At 62.1% G+C, this 23,247-nt stretch carries 21 protein-coding genes; 9 read left to right on the top strand and 12 right to left on the bottom strand.

The annotated features are described in order from the left end of the window. The first annotated feature begins 194 nt into the window (after positions 1–194). A complete protein-coding gene (locus tag AC1D08_RS11705) occupies positions 195–620 on the top strand; it encodes a globin family protein (protein WP_477414606.1) in 426 nt (141 codons plus the stop codon). Between the two features lie 143 nt (positions 621–763). Here AC1D08_RS11705 and AC1D08_RS11700 read toward each other — a convergent pair whose 3' ends face one another. Next, positions 764–2,632 carry a CHASE2 domain-containing protein gene (locus tag AC1D08_RS11700; protein WP_477423153.1) on the bottom strand — a complete coding sequence of 623 codons (1,869 nt, stop codon included), beginning with the start codon at positions 2,630–2,632 and terminating at the stop codon, positions 764–766. Positions 2,633–2,638: 6 nt separating this feature from the next. Next, positions 2,639–3,169, bottom strand: a complete 531-nt coding sequence (locus AC1D08_RS11695; protein ID WP_457153571.1) for a FecR domain-containing protein — start codon at positions 3,167–3,169, stop codon at positions 2,639–2,641. A 564-nt stretch (positions 3,170–3,733) separates the two neighbouring features. Between AC1D08_RS11695 and AC1D08_RS11690 the strand changes: the two genes are divergently transcribed. Continuing rightward, the gene (locus AC1D08_RS11690; protein ID WP_457153570.1) at positions 3,734–4,393 is read left to right on the top strand and encodes a L,D-transpeptidase; all 660 of its coding nucleotides are present in this window, start codon (positions 3,734–3,736) and stop codon (positions 4,391–4,393) included. Positions 4,394–4,403: 10 nt separating this feature from the next. Next, the gene (locus tag AC1D08_RS11685; RefSeq protein ID WP_095091251.1) at positions 4,404–4,916 is read left to right on the top strand and encodes an OmpA family protein; all 513 of its coding nucleotides are present in this window, start codon (positions 4,404–4,406) and stop codon (positions 4,914–4,916) included. A 155-nt stretch (positions 4,917–5,071) separates the two neighbouring features. Here the strand turns inward: AC1D08_RS11685 and AC1D08_RS11680 are convergent, their stop codons facing one another. Together AC1D08_RS11680 and AC1D08_RS11675 are read right to left on the bottom strand one after the other, a co-directional pair. Continuing rightward, positions 5,072–5,818 carry a bestrophin-like domain gene (locus tag AC1D08_RS11680; protein ID WP_457153569.1) on the bottom strand — a complete coding sequence of 249 codons (747 nt, stop codon included), beginning with the start codon at positions 5,816–5,818 and terminating at the stop codon, positions 5,072–5,074. Positions 5,819–6,336: 518 nt separating this feature from the next. Continuing rightward, positions 6,337–7,500 carry a hypothetical protein gene (locus AC1D08_RS11675; protein WP_477423150.1) on the bottom strand — a complete coding sequence of 388 codons (1,164 nt, stop codon included), beginning with the start codon at positions 7,498–7,500 and terminating at the stop codon, positions 6,337–6,339. A gap of 592 nt (positions 7,501–8,092) precedes the next feature. Between AC1D08_RS11675 and AC1D08_RS11670 the strand changes: the two genes are divergently transcribed. The 5 genes from AC1D08_RS11670 (at position 8,093) to AC1D08_RS11650 (ending at position 13,815) form a co-directional block, all read left to right on the top strand. Beyond that, positions 8,093–9,271, top strand: a complete 1,179-nt coding sequence (locus AC1D08_RS11670; protein ID WP_477423148.1) for a DUF3644 domain-containing protein — start codon at positions 8,093–8,095, stop codon at positions 9,269–9,271. Between the two features lie 448 nt (positions 9,272–9,719). Further along, positions 9,720–10,550: a septum site-determining protein MinC gene (minC, locus tag AC1D08_RS11665; protein ID WP_457153743.1), complete on the top strand. Its 831-nt coding sequence runs from the start codon at positions 9,720–9,722 to the stop codon at positions 10,548–10,550. A gap of 60 nt (positions 10,551–10,610) precedes the next feature. Continuing rightward, positions 10,611–11,426 (top strand): septum site-determining protein MinD, encoded by an 816-nt coding sequence (gene minD / locus AC1D08_RS11660; RefSeq protein ID WP_457153742.1) that lies wholly within the window; start codon positions 10,611–10,613, stop codon positions 11,424–11,426. After that, positions 11,423–11,695 carry a cell division topological specificity factor MinE gene (gene minE, locus AC1D08_RS11655; protein ID WP_024501686.1) on the top strand — a complete coding sequence of 91 codons (273 nt, stop codon included), beginning with the start codon at positions 11,423–11,425 and terminating at the stop codon, positions 11,693–11,695. Before minD ends, minE begins: the two co-directional genes overlap by 4 nt. Before the next feature lie 653 nt (positions 11,696–12,348). Then, on the top strand, positions 12,349–13,815 hold the full coding sequence (locus tag AC1D08_RS11650; protein WP_457153741.1) for a coiled-coil domain-containing protein: 1,467 nt from the start codon (positions 12,349–12,351) through the stop codon (positions 13,813–13,815). Between the two features lie 2 nt (positions 13,816–13,817). Here AC1D08_RS11650 and AC1D08_RS11645 read toward each other — a convergent pair whose 3' ends face one another. Genes AC1D08_RS11645 through AC1D08_RS11630 form a run of 4 tightly spaced genes read right to left on the bottom strand, consistent with a single transcriptional unit; the run spans position 13,818 to position 18,978 of the window. Further along, positions 13,818–15,650, bottom strand: a complete 1,833-nt coding sequence (locus tag AC1D08_RS11645; protein ID WP_477423146.1) for an ABC transporter ATP-binding protein — start codon at positions 15,648–15,650, stop codon at positions 13,818–13,820. 9 nt (positions 15,651–15,659) lie between these two features. Then, positions 15,660–16,694, bottom strand: coding sequence for a glycosyltransferase family 2 protein (locus AC1D08_RS11640; protein ID WP_457154376.1), 1,035 nt, complete (start codon positions 16,692–16,694; stop codon positions 15,660–15,662). A 5-nt stretch (positions 16,695–16,699) separates the two neighbouring features. Beyond that, the gene (locus AC1D08_RS11635; RefSeq protein ID WP_457154375.1) at positions 16,700–17,806 is read right to left on the bottom strand and encodes a glycosyltransferase family 2 protein; all 1,107 of its coding nucleotides are present in this window, start codon (positions 17,804–17,806) and stop codon (positions 16,700–16,702) included. Then, complete coding sequence (locus AC1D08_RS11630) at positions 17,803–18,978, bottom strand: acyltransferase family protein (protein WP_457154374.1); 1,176 nt, start codon at positions 18,976–18,978, stop codon at positions 17,803–17,805. Before AC1D08_RS11630 ends, AC1D08_RS11635 begins: the two co-directional genes overlap by 4 nt. A 29-nt stretch (positions 18,979–19,007) precedes the next feature. On the opposite strand from AC1D08_RS11630, the gene AC1D08_RS11625 reads away from it, so the two are divergent. Next, complete coding sequence (locus AC1D08_RS11625; RefSeq protein WP_457154373.1) at positions 19,008–19,277, top strand: hypothetical protein; 270 nt, start codon at positions 19,008–19,010, stop codon at positions 19,275–19,277. 324 nt (positions 19,278–19,601) lie between these two features. Here AC1D08_RS11625 and AC1D08_RS11620 read toward each other — a convergent pair whose 3' ends face one another. From AC1D08_RS11620 to AC1D08_RS11605, 4 genes are all read right to left on the bottom strand, one after another. After that, positions 19,602–20,786: an amino acid ABC transporter substrate-binding protein gene (locus AC1D08_RS11620; RefSeq protein ID WP_457151297.1), complete on the bottom strand. Its 1,185-nt coding sequence runs from the start codon at positions 20,784–20,786 to the stop codon at positions 19,602–19,604. A gap of 45 nt (positions 20,787–20,831) precedes the next feature. After that, on the bottom strand, positions 20,832–21,479 hold the full coding sequence (locus AC1D08_RS11615; protein ID WP_457151298.1) for a hydrolase: 648 nt from the start codon (positions 21,477–21,479) through the stop codon (positions 20,832–20,834). Positions 21,480–21,613: 134 nt separating this feature from the next. Beyond that, positions 21,614–21,991: a nuclear transport factor 2-like protein gene (locus tag AC1D08_RS11610; protein ID WP_457151299.1), complete on the bottom strand. Its 378-nt coding sequence runs from the start codon at positions 21,989–21,991 to the stop codon at positions 21,614–21,616. Positions 21,992–22,170: 179 nt separating this feature from the next. Further along, on the bottom strand, positions 22,171–23,052 hold the full coding sequence (locus AC1D08_RS11605; protein ID WP_457151300.1) for a helix-turn-helix domain-containing protein: 882 nt from the start codon (positions 23,050–23,052) through the stop codon (positions 22,171–22,173). Positions 23,053–23,247: the final 195 nt, after the last annotated feature.

The raw sequence follows: 23,247 nt of genomic DNA, 5'->3' as shown, positions 1-23,247 counted from the left end.
GTATTTCAAGTGGCATTGAGGGGAGGGGCTGCCGAACATTGCGGTGCCGGGAAGGAGTTTGAAAACAATCGAACGCAACCTGAAGCCAAATTGAGACATAACTGAAACACATAGGCGCGACAGGCGACATGCATGCGAAACACCCCGGGCGCATGGTCGAGGCTCACCCAGACCAGAACCAGAGGAGCGCGCCGATGACACCCGACCAGATTCGACTTGTCCAGGATAGTTTTCGTGAGGTCGTCCCGATCCGTGCGGCTGCCGCCGCCTTGTTCTATGAACGCCTGTTCGCGATCGACGGGACTCTTCGGGCGCTGTTTCCGGTGAGAGACATGACCAAGCAAGGCGCCAAGCTGATGGCGAGCCTGGGCTTCGTCGTGCATGGACTGGATCGTGCCGAAACCATTCTGCCCACCGTGCGCGAACTCGCCAAGCGTCACGTCACCTACGGTGTTGAAGAGCATCATTACCCGATCGTCGGGCAAGCGCTGATCGAGACGCTGGCGGCCGGCCTCGGCCCCGCTTTTACACCGGCGGTGCGGGAGGCCTGGGAGGCAGCCTACGGCTTGCTCGCGAGTGTCATGATCGCGGCCGCCCGTGAGGTCCAACTCGCGGCGTGAGGGCTGGCGCGCATGATCTGACGACGCCCGGAATTGTCATGCGTGCACGGCGGCGAGAAGCATGAGCGCGAGTTGCAGTATTTCAAGCGGCATTGAGGGGTCCAGCTGTTCGCCGGGCAAGCCGCAGGCCTGGCGGCGACGCTCTACTGCGGCGTCCCTGCACTCTGCCAAAGCCAGATAGCGAGCGAGCCGGATCGCCCGCGGATCTGTGTTTCCACGGGTCCCTTCAGGGTACCGGATTTGAACAATGCGCAATCGCGGCCGGCGGCATCGAGCATTTTGTCGCTCACCGCGACCTCGGCGTCCTGGTCGGCTGCGATCTCCATCAGGCGGCTGGCAACGTTGACCGTGTCACCGATGGCCGCGATGTGCTGACGGCCTTCGCCGCCGAGCCGAGAGGCTACGATCGTTCCGTGGTGGGCTCCAATCTTGAAGCCGAGCCGGGATGCGGTCGGTGCAGGCAACGACGCCAGCCAATCGTTGGTGCGGCTGGAGAGCCCCACGCAACAGCGGGCGGCATTGAAGGCGTCATTTGCCGACGGTTCCGGCAGGCCGAACAGGATCATGGCTCCGTCACCCATGAAACTGGTGACGACGCCGCCGCAACGCGTCACTTCCTCGCCGACCAAGGCATGAAAACTGTTCAGGAGTTCGCGTGTGGCGATCGGTCCCAATGTTTCACTCAGTCCGGTGAAGCCGGACAGGTCGATGAACAGGATGGCGGCGTCTGTCCGGACGGGCTCCGAGAGGAAGTCGCCATGCTTGGCCAGCCACTCCCCCATGCCTGGGGCTTCAACGCGTTGAAGCAATTGGCTCTGCGTTGCGAAAAATTGCGCCCGGCTCCTGCCCAGCCAAAGCTGCGCGGCCCCGAACAGGATGGCCGGCGGAATGGCGGCGGTCATCGGCAACGCGGCGCTCAGCCAGATGTGGTGCAGGAAGGCGGTCATGTTGACCACCAGCCAGATCAGGACCACGCCGGCGACCGCGGCGAGGCCGCCGGCGTTTCGCCGCCATGCCAACAGCCCGACAAGAACCATTGGCAACACCACTGCAAAGCCGGCATCCGCAAGCCGGACATACTGGTCTCGCACGACTGCATCGCCGGCCATCAGATGGGCAATCGCCGTCGACATGACTTCGACGCCCGGGAGGATGGGATCGAACGGTGTCGGGTAAACATCGCCGGTGCCGGTCGCAGTGGCTCCGATCACCACAATTCGGTCCAGGATCGTGCGGGGATCGAGTTGGCCCTCCAGCACGGTCGCCGCGCTGATCGTGCGGATCGTGCCGCGCGGGCCATAGAAGGTCAGAGGCAGGATGTGACCAATGTCGGTCCGGATCGAGCGTCCGCCCAGCGATAGATGATCGGCGGCGATTTCTGGATCCCCTCCTGCTGCCATGGCGGCAACACGCAAGGGGAAAGACGTTTCCAGCCGATCTCCGGCCCGAAACAGCAACGGCACGAAGCGGGGCGTTCCCGTCTTGTCGGTGGCCACGTTCACGACGCCGACCGCTGCGGCATCCGAGAACGCTTTCAGCGGCCACAGGAACCGCTCGGCATTCGGCACGCCGGCGATGGGTCCGTCGCCCTTGGCCACCGTCCATTGTTCACCTCCGGGATAGACCGCCGCGGCAGCGATGACGCTCGCACTCCCGCTCAGCGAACGCGCGAGCGCCTCATCGTTGTCCTTTTCCCCCGGATCGACCAGCAGCAGGTCGAGCGCAATGGCCTTCGGTCCAAGCCGCGCGATCGTATCGACAAGCCGGGCAAGCGTGGCGCGGCTGAGGGGATATGCACCCTCGCGCCGCACCGCCTCATCGTCTATCGCGACAATGGTGATCAGCTCCGGCGGCTTTGCCGTTCCTCGAACGAGCGTTCGAAGATCGGTCATCGTTGCTTCGACGCGGTCGAGAAACCACAGATTGCCGCGCCAGTGCGCGAAGCCCAGGCCGGCGCCCCAAAGACCCGCCAGGATGAGCGCGATCAGCGTCGGAAGCGCTCGCCGGCTCACTGCGGCTCACTGGCCGAAACGGGCCAGCAAGGCGGAAACGCGCTTGGCGGGCCAGCGCTTGACGGTCAGTGGTCCTGTTCCGGCGTCGACGTCGACGCCGTCGCCCGGCGCCAGCACCACGCCGGCTCTGGACGCGGGCCGGTTCACGGCGACGCGGCCTCTGAGGACGAAGACAGACGTCTTGCCCCCGCCGACGTCGACCGCCCATTTGGTGCCTCGCGCCGCGGCGATCGCCTGTGGGGTGACAACAGCGAAGCCACCCGGGATCGACCCGGCTGGAGCATCGAGCAGCAGCGCCTTGCGCCGCAACCTGACCGTATCGACCTTGCCGTTTCGATCGCGGTCCGCCAGCGTGAACCGAGCCCCACCTTCGACAATGATGGTAAGGCCTTCCTGACACCTCAGGGTCTGTCGGGACGTGCCGCCCTCCGGCGCGAACGCACACCCCGCGCCCTGCGCCAGGGCGGCATCCACCCAGAAGACACCGGCAAACAGGCCAGCCACCAGGCTACGGAAAAATCGGTCCCTTGCGCTCATCGATGTCCCCCTTGCTCTTGTAAATTGCTCCTGCAAAAATCCGCGGCAAGAATCTTGCGCCGCCAGCCTGGCGGCGTACGTGCGAACCGGCACTTGCAGCCGTGTTGAGCTGAGGGGTGCCGACCGGCGATCCTAGCACGACAAACCTGCTCCGACACCAAGCAAGGCCCCGGCCGCGATGCGAATGTCGATCAGGCGGCGACGTTTACCGCCAAGGACCCGGGGCGAGGTGCTGGAGGGACCGGCAATGACGGAGCGCCCCACGCAAGAAGGGCGAAAAACCCGGCAAGCGGGAGGGGCCTTTCGACACTCGTGAGGCGGTCGAGAAGCACGAGCGTAAGGTGCAGGCGTGTATTGACGTTCGTCGCGGCGAGCGGCGAGTCAAATTTCACTGACCATTATCTTGTTGAAGTCGGTGCCGATCGGAGAGCGTCTACAGTCTTGGGTTCGGACCAAAAGTGGACAGACCGTTGACGGCGGACTGAAGCAACGCACCATTTTCCACTTTGAGGCGAAATAATTCTCAACTATGGTCCGCCAGGCTCAAGGCAGTGGGGATTGCCGATGGTTTTATCACGCAGGGGGGTCGTGCTCGGCGGCCTGGCGCTGGTCGCGGTCGGTGCAACCGGCAAAAGTGTTCAAGCCGCGACGGCAAAATCCTATTTCGCCGGTACTGCCAGCGACAACAATTTTGTCTATCGCAAGACCAACTTCGCCAAGATCGACAAGAGATGGCATCGCCAGATCGTCAAGTATTTCAGCAGCGAGCCGGTCGGCACCGTCGTGGTCGACACCCGCCACCACTTCCTCTACCTCATCATGGAAAACAAGACCGCCATCCGCTACGGCGTCGGCGTCGGCAAGGAGGGCTTCAAATGGTACGGCCGCGCGACGATCGACCGCCGCGCGCTGTGGCCGCAATGGGTCCCGCCCCCCGAAATGCGTAAGCGCAGGCCGGAGCTACCGCCCATGATCGCAGGCGGCGCGTCCAACAATCCGCTCGGGCCGCGCGCGCTCTATCTGTACCGCGACGGCGCTGACATCGGCTACCGCCTGCATGGCACGCTGGAGCCATGGAGCATCGGCACCGACGCTTCCAGCGGCTGTATCCGCATGTTCCCGGAAGACATCATCGACCTCTACCAGCGGTGCCCGATCGGCACCGCGGTGGAGGTCCTGCCGCACATCGCCGACCAGGCGCCCGCTTCCACCACTGTCGAATGATTGGCGCCTCATGAGCCGCATGATTGAAAACACGCGCCGGCTGCTCGCCGCCAGCCTGCTGGTGCTGGCCGCATCCTGCTCGACCAGCAACACGCTGGCCCCTCCCACGCCCGACGTCACCAACGCCGAGGTTGCCGGCTTCCAGAACGTGCAGCCGGGCAGCGAGGAGGATTTTATCCTCAATGTCGGCCGCCGCATCTATTTCACGCAAGGTTCGGCCGCGCTCGATTCTGTCGCCAAGGCCACCCTCGACACCCAGATCGCCTGGTTGGCAAAGAATCCGCGCTGGCTGCTCAAGCTGCAGGGTTTCGCCGACGATCCCGGCGCGAGCGAAACAGCGCTGTCGCAGAAGCGCGCCGATGCGGTGATGGACTACCTCGCCGCCGGCGGCATAGACCGCAACCGCATGTGGGCCAAGGGCTACGGCAAGGACAGGCTCGTCCGCGACTGCCCCAACTCCGCCTGCAGGTCGCAGAACCGCCGCGTTGTGTCTAATTTGCGCGATGAGAGGGACGAGTCGTAGGGGCTGCTGTTTTGCTTGTCACCAAATCAGAGTCTCACAACGCGACGACGGCATGGCTGCTTTGCGCCTCATGTCGGCCGAAGAGATTGGCTTAACCGCTGTCACCGGCGCCACACCAGAGCGGGAATCTACCCGTCTCTGCACTCCTACCTGTATCATCCGCCGCCGCCCGCTTTGGATTCCGGCATGACTTGCAGCAACGGCTGCGGCGACACTGCGATCTCTCCCGTGAAGGGCCGATCGTGGGCGAGAATCAAGAGAACGGATGCCGCCACGCCCGTCGCAAAACTTCCAAGAGCGATCGCCGATGCCATTCGGTTATCACTGTGAACGATCGCGATCGCGAGAAGAGCACAGAAGGCTTGCAGGATCAGGCAGGCCCACTTCGTGGGGTTGACTTGCGCGGAGCTGACGAGAACCCGTTGGCGACGCGCCTCGAAAGCGTCTTCAAGCCACCTCGTCATCTCGCGCTGCGCGATCTCCTGGCCGGGATTGCTTGGCGTCAAAGCCAGCGTCGTCCGCAGCGCCTCGTTAAGCGCAGGCGGGATTATGGTGACGGTCGCCGCGCCCTCGGCCATCAGCGGCCACTCCTGGCTCGTCGTTTCCTCGATATAGCTGTGCACCAGCGTCCGTAAGCGCGCCTCGGGCTCGCCGGGAAAGCTGCTCGCCAGAAGCACGACCGACCGCAATGCACTGGCCTCGCGATTGACTGCCGCATTGGCGTGATCGTTGTCGCTCCAGACCTGAGCCGCGGTGAACGCCACAAACAAGCCAAAGATGATACCGAGCGGCGGCAACATGCCAGGCGAAAGCGCCTTGAATGACCGCGCCGTGGAGCCCACGGACAGAGCGGCGATGCCTTGGTGCAAGATGAACGCGACGATATAGGTGGCCCCGAACACGACGAGAGCCATCCAAGCGAGTGGAAGAGTATGCAACCAGCCACTCATAGCAGCGCCTGCCCTCCTGAGAATTCGTCGTCAGGCGTTTGTAAGGCCGTCGTTCCACTCGTGGCAATGCCACTGTGTTCCATCCTGTCAACAAACTCCATGCACGGGTGCAATCAGCTGCCCACGCCGGTCGAAACACCTGCTTCATAAGCGCGTCGGAGGGGTGCTTGCGAGGGGAGGATTCCCAATTGCCTGCCAATCGATCCCGCCTGGACTCCTGTTGCAGGTCAGGTTGGTGTTTTGCGCTTGGGGCGGGCTGCTCTGCTGCCGTCAGCCTGTGCTTGCCAACCGGCACTTGCAGCCGCGTTGCGCAGGGCAGAAGGGTGCCGCCCGGTGATGATAGCACGACTACCTGCTCCGACACCGTGCTGGCTGACTTAGGGTGGGTTGCTGTCAGTCCGCTCTTGAACGCAGAACTCAGGATGCGGACTTAGGAATCGATCTTGAAGCCTCTCCAATTCGGCTAACAATCATCGAAGAAAGCCGTAACTGCCGAGCAGAAGCCGAATGTATTCGGGGGCTATTTCATAAACCTGCCTTGAAACGAGCGCGCCGTCAGGATGCGCTTGGATGTGCTCACCGCTTTCGACGTCGTAATAGTTGAGAGCGATTTCTGCGGGCCATGGGAATTCTGGCTCAAACGGTACCTCTGCAAACGGATTGAAATAGACCTGAAGCCCATCCAGATGGGTTTCACGATGAAACGATGAGTGCTGAATAAGCACATCTGCACCGCCGATCTGATGCTCGCTCTCTCGTCGTTGCGTGAGGAGGTAGTTCAGCGCGGCGAGCCGAAACCGGTGCGTCCCGACTTGCCAGAGCTCCGAACCGGGCGCAATCCTGTCCTTGTCGATCACCCTGTAACGGGTCGCCCGGACGAGCCTATCAATCTTACTTTCAACGACTGCTTTTCCAAAGGTCCCGACCGTAGAAAAGAAAACGGCGCTGATCTCTTTGAACGAATCGCTCGTGAAAATTCCCATCTCAACTGGCGCACCCGAAGGCTTCAAGAGAGAGGTTATCTTGTCTTGCTCTCCTAGGTCTGGCCCTTCGAGCAAAGGCGGCGCCAAGCCAAAAAGGGCCATGTTGATGAGTTCGTTGTTTTGGGTGAGCGAGAGGTCGCTATCGAAGGGGGCGATTGCAATGACAAATGGCCGACTGCACACGTGGCTCATCGAGGAATACGGGTGCTTCTTTCCATTGCTTCCGCGGTAAAGATCCAGCTTGTCCCTGATCTTCCCAGCAAGTTTCAGCGCACCCCGGGTTTTGAAATCTTGCTCGTTGAAGGTCTTCTGCTGCTTCGCGGTCGGAGGCTGGTCAGAGACGACAGCCTCTATGTTGAACTCGTAGCTTCCGGGTCCCCGGACGAAGAAATCGGGCGCTGACTTTGAAAAGTCGACACTGCAGCCCAAATCGATCAGCGCTCTGTTCAGATAGAGTTCCCACATCGAGGAATTGAATGTCGTTTGAAATTCATTGATGAATTTCTGGCTCTCTCCCCTTCGATCCAGCAGGCCTGTCGCCCAGCTTTGAATGATAGGCTGGACCTTTGCGTAGTCAGGGTCGGCCGAGATGCGACGAAAGTAATTGTGGAGTTTTTCTTCCCGGAATCGCGGAGTGAACAAGTCCAACATTCCTGCCCCGTTCGTGTGTTTCAGTCGCGCATCGCGCTGGTCGTGCGGCACTATGGGAGCCGTGCTTTGACGATGTTCCTTCTGCAGCTGGAAAGGCGAAAATCCCCCCCTTGGAATCGCTTAGAGCCTATAGAAGCAAAGGTACACCAAACTGCAATGGTAGGCCCGAAGGACTGCCATTGGATTGGAATGGGGAAGGGCAGCTTACATCCTTGTTCGAAGTAGCTCCCCATGTCCGCTAAGGGGTCGGCTGCAGAACGGCAGCTTCTCGCAACTTACTACCAAAACCGGACGGTCTGGAAACGGCCCCCAAATTGCCATTCTGCTTTGCGCCACATCCCAGTCATTCGACAAAACCGGCACTGGAATGATGAATTTCGGCCGGGAGGCAACAGCGTTCAACGGTATCCGGGAACACCACCACGCAGCCTAAAGCGGCTACGCGGTAGAGGTATGTACGGTCTGCGAAATTCACAAGCAAAATGTGGGCTGTAATGGCAACGCCGTCAATTGGCTACTTTCATACTTTATCATTATTGTACCTTCTATAAGAATTGCCTAAGCCCCGCTGGGTTTTGTGGAGGGACAACACATGCCAAAACTTCGGGGACTGGACGCCGAAGAGAAGAGCGTCATCAAGGGGCTCCTTGCCAAAGGCGCGCGGAACCAAGACATTCATGCCCTGATCAATTTCGGACGCGATCCGACAGTGAATTTTGGTCGCATATCGACGGTCAAAAAAGATGCCTCCATTGCTGCAGCTACGGATGCAGAAATCGAATTCTTCAAAAAGAAGAAGCAGAGTTTCGCCCCTGTCACTGGCCTCAATCTCTACGAGGATGAAAGGTTGATTCGTGCCCGCGAGGCGATGATCCTGGCTGTGACCATTTTCAACAGCAGCACCTACAATTTCAAAACTGGCATATTCGCGATCATGGCCAACATCGCGTGGACCTACCTGTTGCACGAACATTACGAGCGCAAGAACATCGCCACGCTCAATGCAGATGGAACCTCTTTCGGCTTGAGCTTCATGCTCACCCGACCGGATTGCCCTTTAAGCAAAGGCATCAAGAATAACCTGAAAACGATAAAGTCGATCAGGGACCAGGTCGAACACCGCTTGATGGGTCGGAGTGACCCTAAATGGCTGTCAATCTTCCAAGCCTGCTCCCTCAATTTCGATAAGACGATTGTGGAGTGGTTTGGACCACGAATGACGCTGCAGAACGAGATCTCCGTCGCATTGCAGTTTGGCAAGCTTCAAATTGACCAGGCGGCGCAGCTTCAGTCCTATGACGTTCCAGCCCATATCTCCGCCCTCGATGCTCTTGTGTCTGCCGATCTGACCGAGGAAGAGCTAGAAGATCTGGAGTACCAGTTCCGCGTCGTTTACACGCTCGACAGCGCGTCGAAAGGCGGCTCTCATATTCAGTTTCTCATGCCAGATTCCGAAGAGGGTCAGGTGGTCCACAACGTATTGCAGAAATACAAGATTTCGGACGACCTCTATCCGTATAAGCCTACAGAGGTGGCCAAGGCCGTTCAAGCCAAATGCAAGTATGCTTACTCGGTGAGTGATCACACGACAGCTTGGAAAAAGCACAAGGCTCGCCCGGACAAGGGCGACAAAACCAACAAAAAATACTGCATCTACCATAAGGCCTACAAAAGCTATACGTACAACGACGCTTGGGTTGATCTCCTTATTGCTGAACGATTGGCGTGGGAGGCAGAGTACGACGCGGCACACGCCGTGCCTGCGGCCTAACCTGCTGACCTAGTATTTTACAACACGTTGGACGTCGCCTTCTTCCGCCATTTCTCCCAGCCGTTCCCTTTGCTGCGGTCGAGCGCGTAGTACATCTCACCGTCGAACTCCTGTGCCGCTCCGGCCTAGAAGGCTCCTTGAACCGAAATGCCAGGTATTCCTTGTCACCGCTCCGGATGAAGGCATGGCGCCCGGCGCAATTCATTTCATGCGCCCGGCTGTGGGCAGGGTCGTCGTTCTTCGCAACAGTTCGCCGATCCTCCTATAAGCGGACGGGCAGTTTTCGGCCCATATCAAGACGTACAATGTGTCGCCGGTTGGCGTCCGAAATCGGCGTCTAGCCAACCTTCCGATTCCATGCGGGCTGCCAAGTAGTTATCCAGCCCCATTAACCATTCGTTAACCATTCACTCGCTAGCGTTTACCTATCAGTAAGGATTCGCCGCCAGTGACTTTTGCCGCTCCCCTCGAGGCCAAATCCATTCGCTTTCGCGCCCGCTCGTTCGTCGCTTTCACGTTGACGCCGGAGGCGCCTTTGGGGGCCTGGCTGGAGGGGCTGGACCACTGGATCGGCAACTCGCCCGGCTATTTCAGCGGCCGGCCGGTGCTGCTCGATCTGAACACGCTGAAGCCGCAGCCAAGCGATATCGCGGCGCTGGTGGCGGAACTCGGCACGCGCGACATCCGCGTCTATGCCATCGAGCTCGAAGGCGCTTCGCTCGGCGCCGAATTGCCACCGGTGCTGACCGGCGCCAAGGAGGCGACGACCGATGGGCTGCTGCCCGGCCGCAAGGCGAGGGCGGAGGAGAAGGCCGAGGGCAAGGCGCCAGAGGTTCGTGCGGACGCGGAACGCGCAGGTGCGGGGCGCGCCGATGTGGGGCGCGCGCAGGCTGACAAGGTTGGCGCAAGCAAAGCAGGCGAGAGCGAGCCGCAGGTTGGGCAGGAAGCTTCGGGCACGCTGATGATCAAGTCGCCGATCCGCTCCGGCCAGGCGATCGTGCACCCGCATGGCGATGTCATCGTGCTGGGCTCGGTCGCTTCCGGTTCGGAGATCATCGCGGCGGGCTCGATCCATGTCTATGGCACGCTGCGCGGGCGCGCTTCGGCGGGCGCGCTCGGCAACAAGGGCGCGCGCATCTTCTGCCGCCGCAACGAGGCCGAGCTTCTGGCGGTCGACGGCTGGTACGTCACCGCCGAGGAGATGGAAGGCGTTTCGCGCGGCAAGCCAATCCAGGCATTTCTCGACGGGGACGGGCTGCGCGTCGCGCCGCTCAGCTGACATTTGTTGCGGCCGGCAGGGCCGCTCGACCAACGACATAACAACAACGGAGGCATTTTCATGGGCAAGGTAGTGGTGGTCACCTCGGGCAAGGGGGGCGTCGGCAAGACGACCTCGACGGCAGCCCTGGGCGCCGCGGTCGCCAAGACCGGCAAGAAGGTGGCGCTCATCGACTTCGACGTCGGCCTGCGCAACCTCGACCTGATCATGGGCGCGGAGCGGCGCGTGGTGTTCGACCTCGTCAACGTCATCCAGGGCTCGGCCAAGCTTTCGCAGGCGCTGATCCGCGACAAGCGGGTGGAGACGCTGTTCCTGCTGCCGGCCTCGCAGACGCGCGACAAGGATGCGCTGACCGAGGACGGCGTCGGCGAAGTCATCGACAAGCTGCGCTCGGTGTTCGACTATGTCTTCTGCGACAGCCCGGCCGGCATCGAGCGCGGCGCGCAGCTCGCCATGCGCTTTGCCGACGAGGCGGTCATCGTCACCAATCCGGAAGTGAGCTCGGTGCGCGATTCCGATCGCATCATCGGCCTGCTCGATGCTCGCACCTTGAGGGCGGAGCAGGGCGAGCAGATCGCCAAGCATGTGCTGGTCACGCGCTATGACGCGGCGCGCGCCTCACGCGGCGAAATGCTCTCCATCGACGATGTGCTGGAAATCCTGTCGACGCCGCTGCTCGGTATCATTCCCGAGAGCCAGGATGTGCTCAGGGCCTCCAACCTCGGTTCGCCGGTGACGCTGTCGGAGCCGCTCAATGCGGCTGCCAAGGCCTATATCGACGCCGCCAGGCGGCTCGAGGGCGAGGACTTGCCCGTCGTCGTGCCGTTCGAACGCAAGGGTTTTCTCGATCGTCTTTTGGGAAGGAGGGCGGCATGAACCTGCTCGACATCTTCAAGCGGCGCTCCAGCGCGCCGGTGGCGCGCGAGCGGCTGCAAGTGCTGCTCGCCTATGAGCGCCGCAACCGCAGCCAGCCCGACCTTGTCTCCATCCTGCGCGAGGAGATCATGGCCGTGATCGCCAAGCATGTGCAGATCGACCAGGACTATCTGCAGGTCTCGATGGACCGCGGCGAGACCATGTCGACGCTGGAAATCGATATCCAGATCCCCAACAAGAGCGCCGTGCCGCTGGCGATGGCGGGCTGACAGGTCTTTCCTCTCCCCCTTTGACGTTGGCTATTGGCGAAAGCCGGCGTGACGTCCGATTTCCCCCCTTGCGGGGGAGATGCCCGGCAGGGCAGAGGGGGGTGGGAAGGATCACCAACTTTCAACATTACGCCAGTCTCGACAAGCAACCGACCAAGGATGTTATCGCTATGATTGGTTGACAGGCTGGAGGGACAGCACCCCCCTCTGTCCTGCCGGACATCTCCCCCGCAAGTGGGGAGATTGCGCTTTCACCTCGGCTCTCGCCAATTTCGAACGCAAAAGAGGGCGCTGATCGCCCTGTTCATCATACCGTGTCACTAGGGCGCCAAGGTCGGGGGGCACCCCTCTACGTTTGGTACCTCCACTTTTGGGGTAGCGTGGTCAGTCTCGCCTGCGGCAATCATCTTGCCGTATGGTAAGCCGGAATGAGACAAGTTTTCTCCGAGGCACCTCTGGAGCTCACGCGCGGCGGCGCGGGCTTTGCCACGAAAAATGGTGCGCGGCGGCCACTTCAGGCCACTGGACGCAAGCGAGAAATCCCCTAGTTTCAGCATTCTACAGGCGGGGCTTCCCATACGGAAGCCGCGGATGTAATGATACATTAGCATTTTGTTAAGTACTGGGTTGGGTATGGGTAGGGGAGTTCGGGCATGAACTTCAAGGGCTTGATCAAGCGCGCTGAAGACGTAGATACCGCACTACAGGAACTGCAGATCGATCTGGCGGATGCGCTGGACGCTAGTCTCAACGCCGAGGACGAGGCGCCGCCAAAGAGCGACGATGCCCCGGATTCCGCGGCGGCTCCCGAGGACCCGCCACCCGAGGCCAATGCGGCAAACGCGGATGGTGCGGAGAATGCAGACGGTGCGGGCAATCCGGACAGTCCCGAAACCGGGCCGCGGCTGACGTCCCACGCCCAGACCCGACTGGCTGCGTTAAGCGCCTTCGAAGGGCTGTTCCATGACGCCAGGGACTATATGGAGGAGATCACCGGCAAGCTGTCGGAGATCGCGACCTCACATCACCTGACGCGCGAATACCTCAACATCCTCCATGGCGACATTCTTCGCGCCAACGAGCTGGAGCTGGCCAATGCCGCGCTCATCGCCGAACAAAGAACGCTGTCGGAAAAGCTGCACGACGCGGGGCGAAAGCTGCGCGAGCGTGAAAGCACCTGCGAAGTGCTGCAACAGCGCGAGACAAGCCTGGTCCAGGACAGGGACGCGCTTCGCGCGACGCTTGCCGCGACAAGGCTGGAACTCGCGGAGGCGGCCAATGCGAGCGCAAAACGCGACGCCGACTTCGGCGACATCGCCAAGCGGCTCACCGCCAGAACCGTCGAGGCCAACAGGCGCTTGCGCGAAAGCAAGATGCTGCGCGAAAAGCATGTCAGTCTGTCGATGGAGCTCGACAAGGCGCTGAAGCGGGAATCCCAGGCGCGCCACAGGCTCGACGAGCTCTCGGCGATCCATGCCAGCGAAGCAGCACGGTTTGCGGAACTGCTCGCCGCGCTCGCCAAGAGCGAGAAAGAGGAGGTGCGGCTCCAGAAGTCGCTTGAGGCCGCGCAGGCGAAGCTTTCGGGAATGAGCGAAGCGGCCAGCATGGTGGAAGGCGACCGGGAAGCGGAACTGGCGCGCAGCCAGACGCAAATGCGCGGGTTGCGTTCCGAGATCGAGGACCTGCAATCGCGGCTGGAGTGGGCCTCGAACGAGAACAGCGATGCCACCGGCGAGATCGCCAGGCTCAAGACTGAATTGAACGACACGCTGGCCGAAAAGAAAATCGCCGATGAAAAATTGTCCGCGCTCATCGAAGAGAACGAAAGCGACAAGGCGAGCCTTTCGAAAGTGAACGCCAATTTTTCACAGCTTGTGCTGCAACAGGCGTCGGAACAGATACAGCTCGATGTCCAGAGGCAGGAATGCGAGGACCTCAGGGACGAAATCGTGTCGCTCAACGCCAGGATCAAGGAATTGTTGCCCTACGAGCGGCTCCACAAGGCCACCAGCGGCAGACCGCGTGAGGGCACCGTGGTCGAGATCACCGGAGTGGTGGCGGAGAAGGCACGTGCAACGGGCAGGCGGCGCGCCCGCAGGAACCTCCGCGCGACGCCGTAGCGCTATTTCGCAGGCTCGCCGCGTCGTCGCTTCGCTCCCGCCCCGCCTGGGGCGGCGAGCGGCTCGTGCTGGTAAAGCTCGTCCATGGTGAGCGATGCCAGGGCGCCGAAAGGCGCTTGCTTTTTCACCCGGCCGCCGCTCAGGATCACCACGTCGTCGCAGAACGAGATGGTGCTGTGATGGTGGCTGATGACGATGGTCGTGCGGCGGCCGGCTCTCGATTTCAGGGTCTCGACGATGGCTGCCTCCGACAGCCCATCGACGGCATTGGTGGCCTCGTCCAGGATCAGGAGGTCGGGATCGCGCACCAGGGCCCTGGCCAGTGCGATCCGTTGCCGCTGTCCCGCCGAGAGGTTGATACCCCTGTAGCCGACGAGCGTGTCGTAACCGAGCGGGAGCCGTTCGATGAATTCATGCGCCTCGGCCAGTCTTGCGGCACTCTCGGCGTCGGCGGCCGTGGCCGCGTCCTGCCCGTAGGTGATGTTTTCAAAAATGGTGCCGTCGACCAGTTCCAGCTCCTGGCTGGCCAGTGCGATGTGCTGGCGCCACTGGCTGGCGTCAATCCCGTCGAGCGGTGATCCATCGACGAGAATCCTGCCGGTGTCCGGTTCCACGAAGCGGCACAGAAGATTGACGATCGTTGTCTTGCCGGCGCCCGAGCGGCCGATCAGTGCCGTCGAGCGGCCGCCGCGGATATCAAAAGTCGCCGAATGCAGCACCACCTCACGGCGGTCCGTGCCGGAATAGGTGAACGTCACGTCATCGAACCTGATGCCCTGGCGCAGGCCGTGGAACGGGCCGTCGCCTTGCGGCGGTTGAGGCTTGCCGGACGGATCCAGCATCCATGTCACCTCTTCGAGCGATCCGCTCAGGCCTTGCAACTGGCTCCACGACCCCTGCAGGGCTCGCATATGCGGCTGCAGCCTGTAGAGCAGGATGACAAACGCGATGATCAGCGGGAAATTCACCTGCGCCAACCAGGCGCCGATCACCACCGCCAGAAACAGCGCGGCGTGGAGAACCTCCGTCAGCGGCGGCAAAGCTCCCTGGCGAACAAGCAGGACGAAGGAGGCGCGGCGGACCGCATCGGACGCCGTATCGAATATCGCTTTCTCCCGGCTCTCCTGCCCGAAGATGCGGATCAGGCGTCCGGCATGCACCAGATGGAGCATCTGCGATGCGAGGTGCGAGTTGCGCGAGGCGACGCTGCGGCTGGGACCTTTCAGATTGGCCGAGAGGATGGCGTGCGCGATCTGGACGACGGCCAGTCCCAGCGTGACCAACAGCGTCATGCGCCACGAAAGCAGCAGCAGAAAAGCCAGCAGGATGATGGCGGCCGATGCGCTGACGATGGCCGACAGCATGATCTGGATCGCATCCGATGCCCGCCAGGATTCGTTGGAGATGATGTTGAGCAGCCGTCCCGGACTCTGCCGCAGGAAGAATGGGTAGCCTACCCGCAACAACCGCTCCGACAAGGCGCTGCGGATCGAATGACTTGCCTTGCCATAGATGAAGGTCGTCAGCAGCGTGTTGGCGAAGGCGAAAATGTTCTTCAGGACGATTGAGCCGAGGATGGCGATCGAAATGACGATAAGCCGGTCGCGCTCGCTCAGGCCCGATCCGACATGCTGGAGGACAGCGGAGAAGCCGCCCATTCCCGCTGCATCCCCGTGTCCCATGATAATGCCCAGCAACGGGATGATCAGGCCGATGCCGAACCCTTCGAGGACGGCGCCGACCAGGCCGAGAACCACCACGGCCGGAAGCAGGCGCAGTTGCTTCTTTCCGAACGTCCGGAACAGCATCGGCAGGCTGGGCGGTAGCAATGGCATTATAGCGGTTCAACTCGCTTCGGCATTTGCCTGTTGATCTTGTCGCACCGGCGCACCCTGCGCCCGTCTCGCCAGCAGGAGAACCGCGAATCTGGCGGCGCCGAGCAAATTCATGCCGACGATCGGCCAGTGCGACAGGTCGAGTTCACGATCGAACGCAGGCCCGCCCGCCGATTCCCGGAAAGCGGCTCTAGCGGCCCAGTAGAAATGACGCAGCAGCCAGGGCGCATGGCGAACATGTTTCAGGCAGAGCCCGCCATTTCCCAGGCTGTAGTCGCGGTGGAGCTTTTCGATGGATTTGCGATCCCGCCGGCCGTGATGATGGAAGATCGTCATGTCCGGCACATATTCGACCGCGATGCCGAGCAGCACCGCGCGCACGAGGTAATCGGTATCCTCAGCTGACCGCAACGGCCCGCCGGCGCCGAAACGTTCGTCGAAATAGCCGACACGGGCAGCGACATCGCGGTGCATCGTCATGTTGCAGCCCAGCACGAAGCCGCCGGGATGGACGTCCGGCGTCAGCCGCTCGCGTACCCGCGAGCGCTTGATCGTGAACGGCAAATCCCTGGGATCGCCAAGTTCGACACGGCCGCCCCGGATGAGCCATTGTTCCCCGGACGCGTAGTGTCGCTCCAGATCGCGCAGGTAGTCGCAATGGACCGCGCAATCATCATCGACAAAGACCAGCACACGGCCCCGCGCGCGCTTCAACCCGGCGTTTCGGGCAGTCGCCAATCCGGGGCGGGGCTCGTAAACCGGCGTGAATGGAATGTCCGACATGGCCGCGATGCCGGCTAGGCGTTCCGCCGTGCGGTCGCTCGAGCCGTTGTCGACGACCACCAGCTCGGCGGCGAAGCCGGCATGGGCGCGGCACGCGGCCTGCACCGACTTGATGCAAGCCTCGAGCACGGCGACGCGGTTGCGCGTGCAGATGATGAAGCTGACTTCTGGCGCCGATCGTTCCGGGCGGGAATTGGCCGGGCCGGCGCCGAGCGCTGTCGAACGATCGCGCTGCAGGGGTTGGTGGGCTTTGACGGTCATCCCCTCTAACTCAACTGATAAGGCGCCAGGACCGTCTCGGCGGGCGCGGATTTGAAGAAGTATGCCAGGGCGTCCGCCTGCCTGCCGGCCGACAGCGAGGCAAGGCTGAGCCAGGGCGCCCAGGAGCCCGGCCGCAGCGCATATTTCTCGCGACGCCGGATGACGTTCCATTTCGCGGTCCGCGTCAGCAATTCATGCGTCAGCGAGGGCTGCTTTTCGTCGGCGACGAGTTGGTAAAGGAAATAGAACAGGTTCAGTGCGCCGGCCACGAAGCTTGGCCGCGTCTCGGCCGGCAGCGAGCAGATCTCCTCCTCCAGCGCGACGATGAAGTTGGCCGCACGGGTAACCGTGTCGAGGCTGACCGCATCCCCGATGTCGCGCAGGTCTCGCGTGGTTTCCGCGAGGCCCTCGCGCTCGAGATTCTCCGCCACGATCCGCAAATGCGTCCGGCGCATCTCCTTGCTGTGCCGGCTGGTCACGCTTGCCTGATGGATGCGGTAGACGACCAGGTTTTCGGGCATCATGGCTGCCGGGTAACGGCCGGCCAACCGCCTGAAAAGGTCGAAATCCTCGGCGTGCCTGTAGGTCTTGTCGTAGTGGAGATCGCCGTCTTCGATGACCTTCCTGTTGTAGACGACCGTCGGGTGCATGAAGATGGTGAAGAACATCGCCAATATGGGAATGCGGCCGAACTGGAACACTGGATCGGGCTTGCCTCTGGCGATGCGGCCGCGGATCAACATGTCGACCCCGGCGCCGCAGAAGCCAAGTTCGGGCCGCCGCTCGAACAGCGCCACCTGGCGCGACAGGCGCCAGGGGTAAGCGACGTCGTCCGCGTCCATCCGTGCGACCAGCTCGCCCTGGGCATTCTGCAGCCCTTCGTTGAGCGTCGCCACGAGGCCGCGGTTTTCGCGCGAGATGATCGAGATGCGGCTGTCGGCTTGCCGGTATCGCTCGAGGATTTCGAGCGAATTGTCGGTCGACCCGTCATCGATCGCGATGACCTCCACGCGACAGTAGTCCTGCCGCAGGATGCTTCCCAGCGCGGCGGCGAGATAGGGCCCGGCATTGTAGACCGGCAGCAGGACCGAGACGAGCGGCGCGGCGGTCATGGTGTCGCATCCGTTCGCTGGAGGTCGAGCGATGGTGCTGGGCCATCGGGCGATCGGCCGGGCGCCCTCGCGACCCAGCCGGCATGGCCGGCGCGTGCCGGCGCGGCATGGGTGCGCGCCACATAGGGGAAGTGGCGCTTCAGGCGGTTGAGCGGCCTTTCGAAAACCACCCAGGAAATCGAGGCCACGACAATCGTGGCGGCGCTTGCAACCAGCAACCGCCCTGGCCCTTGCTCCGAGACATTGAGCGGAATCCACGGCTGCGACTTGACTGCGAGCGACAGCAATATCGGATGATAGAGATAAACGCCGTAGCTGATGCGACCCAAAGCCAGCAACGGCGGCAGCTCGGCAAGCTTGCCGAGGGTGCCGCCAAGGCCGCTCGAACAGGCGGCGACGATGGCCATCAGCGGCACCAGGGGCAGGACTTGCAGCAGCAGCCAGCGCGCCCATTCCAGCGTCGGATCTGGAGGCGCCGGGACAAACCACTCGATCATCAGGAATGCGGCCGCGAAGGCAGGCCAGCCCAGCCGCATCCATTGCGGCAGGGCAGCACCTCTGGATCGCCAGCAGGCAAGCAGCGCACCTGACGCCAGCGCATCCATGGATGCCGGCGGCAGCAGGTCGCGTGCCAGTGCCGGGGTGGCGGTGACCGGCCAGTAGAAGCGATAGGCCAGCGACAGCAGGATGATGCCCATGCAGATCGGCTCGAAGCGCCGGCGCGGAACCAGCAGGACGATCAGTGGCCAGGCGACATAGAACTGCTCCTCGATGCTCAGGCTCCAGAAATGGCACAGCACCCAGGGCGTCCAGTCATTGCGCATCGCATACCAGAAATTCGACAGATAGAGCGCATGCCAGAGCAGCGATGGCCTGGCCTGTTCCAGGTCGAAAACCCAAACGAAACCCAGGACGGCGAAATAGGGAGGAAATATCCGCAGCGCCCGCCTGATGTAGAAGGCTCGCAACGCGGCGCCGGTTTCAAATTCGGCGGCCGAACGCGCTTCCAGCAGCAGGCGCGTGATCAGGAAGCCGCTCAGCACGAAGAACAGCCGCACGCCGATATGGCCCCAGAAGGATGATCCTCCGGCGGCGAAGAAATGGGAGTACAGAACCATCGTTACGGCGATGGCCCTCAATGCATCCAGTTGGATGTCGCGGGTGTTTCCCATCAGCGGCGTCCGCCGGCGTGATGTCCGCGATGAAGCCGCAAGCCGGCCATTTCGAACTGCAGGCCAAGGCGGACAAGGCCCGCCACGGGGCAGGCGCCATCAAACCCGTGCTTTGCGAGTCCGCTCTGGCCGGGCTCGAAATCGACAGACAGGCAGCTCAATTCGGTCAAGCCAGGGAATCCTTCACGGCCTATGTCCAGTCGTCAAACGAGTCCCCCAGAGGATGGTTCGGCTACCGCATTGTGCAGCGCAACACAAAAAATTTACCAAGCCGAAATACTTGTGTGAGCAAGCGATAAAGGTTGACAAAGCCGCCCGGATTTCACCCTTTTTTGGCGATTTCCTCCAGCATTTCAACCCTGTCGTTGAGCTGTATGGATCTGCCCGCTCCGGTTGATTGGAAAAAACCCCGGCTTGGAGAATGAGAAAAGCTCAGATCTTTCTTAAAACGTGCGCAAAACTCGAAAATCTATAATTTACTATACGTATTTGGCCCCTTTACGCATGGAATGAATTAAAATTATTGGGTTTTGCGCGATGCAGCATGATCGCCGGCTTTTTCGTGGGTTGCCCGCACGGTTCGCTCCTCCCAAAGCCCAACGGGAAGCCGCAAGCAAAGCCCTTCACCCTGCAGAGCGGGCTTGCGCATAGGGAAAGATCAGCTCACCGGAGGCGAAGTCTGGTGGCGACACCACGATCTGCCTCGATCCGTTGCGGAACTGGCTAGCCTCATGGCCGGAGATGCCTTGGAACTGAACCTGCAGGACGCGTGGCCGCGCCCATTCGCCGTTCACCCCGAACCGGACGGCGCCCATGACGGTGTCGAAGATCGCTTCGCGCGTGTATGCCGACAGGGCGGTGTCGTCGAAGCCGCCGGTCGCCTCGATTGCCTGGGCAACCACCTGCATCTGCGCAAAGGCGAGCGGCGCCATATAGTGCCCCAAGAGGTCGACGCCGGCATCGCCGGCTCGCGCCTGGTAAGTGTCCAGAAACTCCTGAACGCCGGGGAACATCATCCTGGAGACGGGGACCCAATATTCGTAGTTGACGAAGCCATTGAGCAGCAGGCCGAGCGCCGTCTTCACCGCTGTGTTCTGCGGCCCGATCATGCCGGCGCCAACCATCTTCGGGCGGAACCGGTGCGCATGGATGGCGCGCACCAAGTCGATCGAATCCTGAAGGTATGAACACAGAAACAAGAGGTCGCAGCCACTCTTGGCGACGGCATCAAGGACCGGCTTAAAGTCGGTTGTCGTCAGCGGATAAGTGGCCTCATGAACGATGCTGAAGTCGTATTTGTCGGCGTTTGCCTTGGCGCCGAGAATGGGATTCCTGGAAAATTCCGCGTCGGCGGATAAGAGCGCCACCGTCGCGGGCCGAGGCCTCTGCTGCGCGGCGAGCGCGAAAAAGCCTTCGGTCAGTGCCGCGTTCGGATCCGGCCCGGTCGGGATCATGGCGAAATAGTTGGGATAGGCGAGCGCGTTGACGCCGAGGCCCATCAGGCCGACGAAGAAGCGCTGTCGTTCGATGATCAGCGGCATTGCCGGCAAAACCGTGTTGGTGCCGTAGCCGCCGATGACCAGGTCGACCTTGTCGTCGTCCATCATCCGCTTGTAGAGGCCAGGCACGAGCGAGGCGTCACCATGGTCATCGTGGCAGACGAGTTCGACAGGGCGGCCGAGCAAGCCGCCCCGTCGGTTGGTGTCTTCCCGCCAGATGTCATGCGCGAGCTGCGCCGACCGGCTGTTGCCCGCGAGCGGGCCGGTCAGCGACAGGCAGTAGCCGATGCGGATGGGCGCGGCGGACATGGCTAGCCTCTCTCGAAGTACGGGCCTCTTGACGTGCGGGCCTGTTCAGGCGCCGGCTTTGGCGCGGGTGGCGAGCAGCTGCATTTCCCAGGCGAAGGCGACGCCACTGGCACCGCCATGTTCGGCTACGACGCCGGCGACACCGGCGGCCGTGTCTTCGCGGGCCCAGTCGCGCTGCCATTCGCCCAGCACCGCCATCCAGGTGATCGGCACTGCGCCTGCGGCGACCATGCGGCGCACGGCCATGTCATGCGCCTCCAGCGAGACGCCGCCTGAAGCATCAGTGACGATGAACACGTCATAGCCTTCGGCCAGCGCCTGGATCGCCGGCATCGCCAGGCAAATCTCGGTGTAGAGCGCGGCGAGCACGAGCTGCTTGCGTCCGCTCTTCTTCACGATGTCGGTGACTTTGGGGTCTTGCCAGGTGTTGATAAAGGTGCGGTCGATCGGTTTCTGCTCCGGAAAGACATCCTGCAGCCCCTTGATGATGTAGCCGCCGCGCTCCTCGAGCACGGTCGTCAGGATCGTCGGTACATTGAAGACCTTGGCCGTCTTGGCCAGGCCAACGACGTTATTGACGACCATCGTCGGTTCGTGGCTGTTGAGATTGGTGAACTGATACGGTTGATGGTCGATCAGCACCAGGATGCTGTCTTCGGGGCGAAGCAGGGCTTCGAGGCCGGTTTTGGGCATGGGAAACTCCTTGGATCTGCGGGCGACTGGTTAAAGCGCGTCGTGTTGAAACGGCTTCAGTCGACGCGCTTTAAGTTTCTGTTTTTTGTGCATGTCGTTGTCCCAAACCGCTGCGCACTTTTGGGCGACATGCATCAGGCGCCGGCGGGATCGAGAAAAACGTAAAGGGAATGGATGAGGTCGCCCTGGAAATGCGCGACATCAGTGCCGGTCACGGCGACGGGACCGTTGGGCGGGCCGGATTGCCAGCGCAGCCGCCCGATGCCGTGGTGACCGACGGCAGGGCCGGTCGCCGTGAAGACGAAGTCTGCCGGCAGGCTCGACAGCAGCGCTTCCACCGCCTGATTGATGGCGATATGGCCCGTTGCCGCCGCATGCGGTTCATATAGCACCGCGTCGTCGGCATAGATTATTGCAATGGCGCTCATCCGGCGGACGGCATCGCGCTCGCCGAACACGCGGGCAAGGTTAGCCTGCATCAGGGCATCATAGTTGATCGGTTCTGCGGTCATCTTCCACCTTCCGGATCAGGAGTTCCGGGGAGGCGGATGTCGCAAAGTGCTCAATCCGATGTCTCGCCTGCCCGGTCGAGGGACTATTGCTCCATCATGGGGCGCAACGCACTGTTCGATCCTGCTATTTCCAGCCTCAATCCGCTGTCACCTTGCGATCGGCCGCTGTCACGTTGCGATCAGCTTTTGCGGTCGCGCCGCCACGTCGCCGGGGTCGCGCCGATGAGCTTGCGGAACGTGCGTCCAAAATGCACGGCATCGGCAAAGCCGGTGGCCTCGGCCACCTGGTCGAGCGTGGCGCGGCTGTCGATGAGCAGTGCCTGCGCGCGCCGGATGCGGGCGTCGAGTTGCCAGCGATACGGCGCCATGCCGGTCGAGGCCTTGAACGCCCGACTGAAGTGCGATTGCGACAGGCCGGCCAGTGCCGCCAGCCGCACGAGGTCGACACGCTCGGGCAGGTGCGCATCGAGATGGTCGATGACACGCCGAAGCTGCCAGGGCGCCAGGCCCTTGGCGTCGGCGCCGGGCTCCAGCGGATCCACGAACAGTCGCGCCATGATCGCCACGGTCAGCCCATCGCCGTAGAGCTGCGCCGACGGATCGGTGTCGTTCACCACCTCGGCGAGCAGCTTGACCAGGATCCAGATGCGGTCATCGGCAAAACGCAGCCGCGGCGTCGAGACCGCTTTGCGATCGAACCGGGTAGCCAGCCTTTCGTCCATGGCGGCAAAATCGAACATCAGCGTGGCGTCTCGAACGAAGCGGACGTCGGCGCTATAGCCCCACATCTCCATGCCGGCAGGGGCGAAGTCCATGTGCCTGGGCCTGTAGCCGGCGGGGCAAGGCTGGTTCTCGCCCAGCCGTGGTTCACACGGGCTGCCGACCTCTTCCAGCAGGGCAATCAGGCGGGTCTCCGTCTGATGGGGAAACTGGTGAGCCACCCTGCCGGAGCCGCGCCATTCATTGACGTCGAGAGAAACGCCGTTCCAGGCCCGCCGCGCTGTCGACAGGCTGAGCACATTTTCGGGCAGAGGTGCGACGGCTTCGACGCGGGCGAGCACGGATCAAATCCTCCTGATGTCTAGAAGACCAGCCCTATGTAAGCGATGGAGCCTAAACCATAAGCGCCGTTGCGGCGAACACAGCGTCACCTGGTTCCATGGGCCGGCATCGGGCAACCGGCCCTTCCTCAACGCCGGCGACCGCGGCTGGCATCGAGGCTGGCGACATCAGTGACCGGTTGGCGGTTGCCGGCG

The organism is Mesorhizobium sp. P2_E6 (assembly GCF_056403835.1).
The sequence above is the reverse complement of the archived record's forward strand: the minus strand, read 5'-3'. Positions and strand labels throughout refer to the sequence as shown.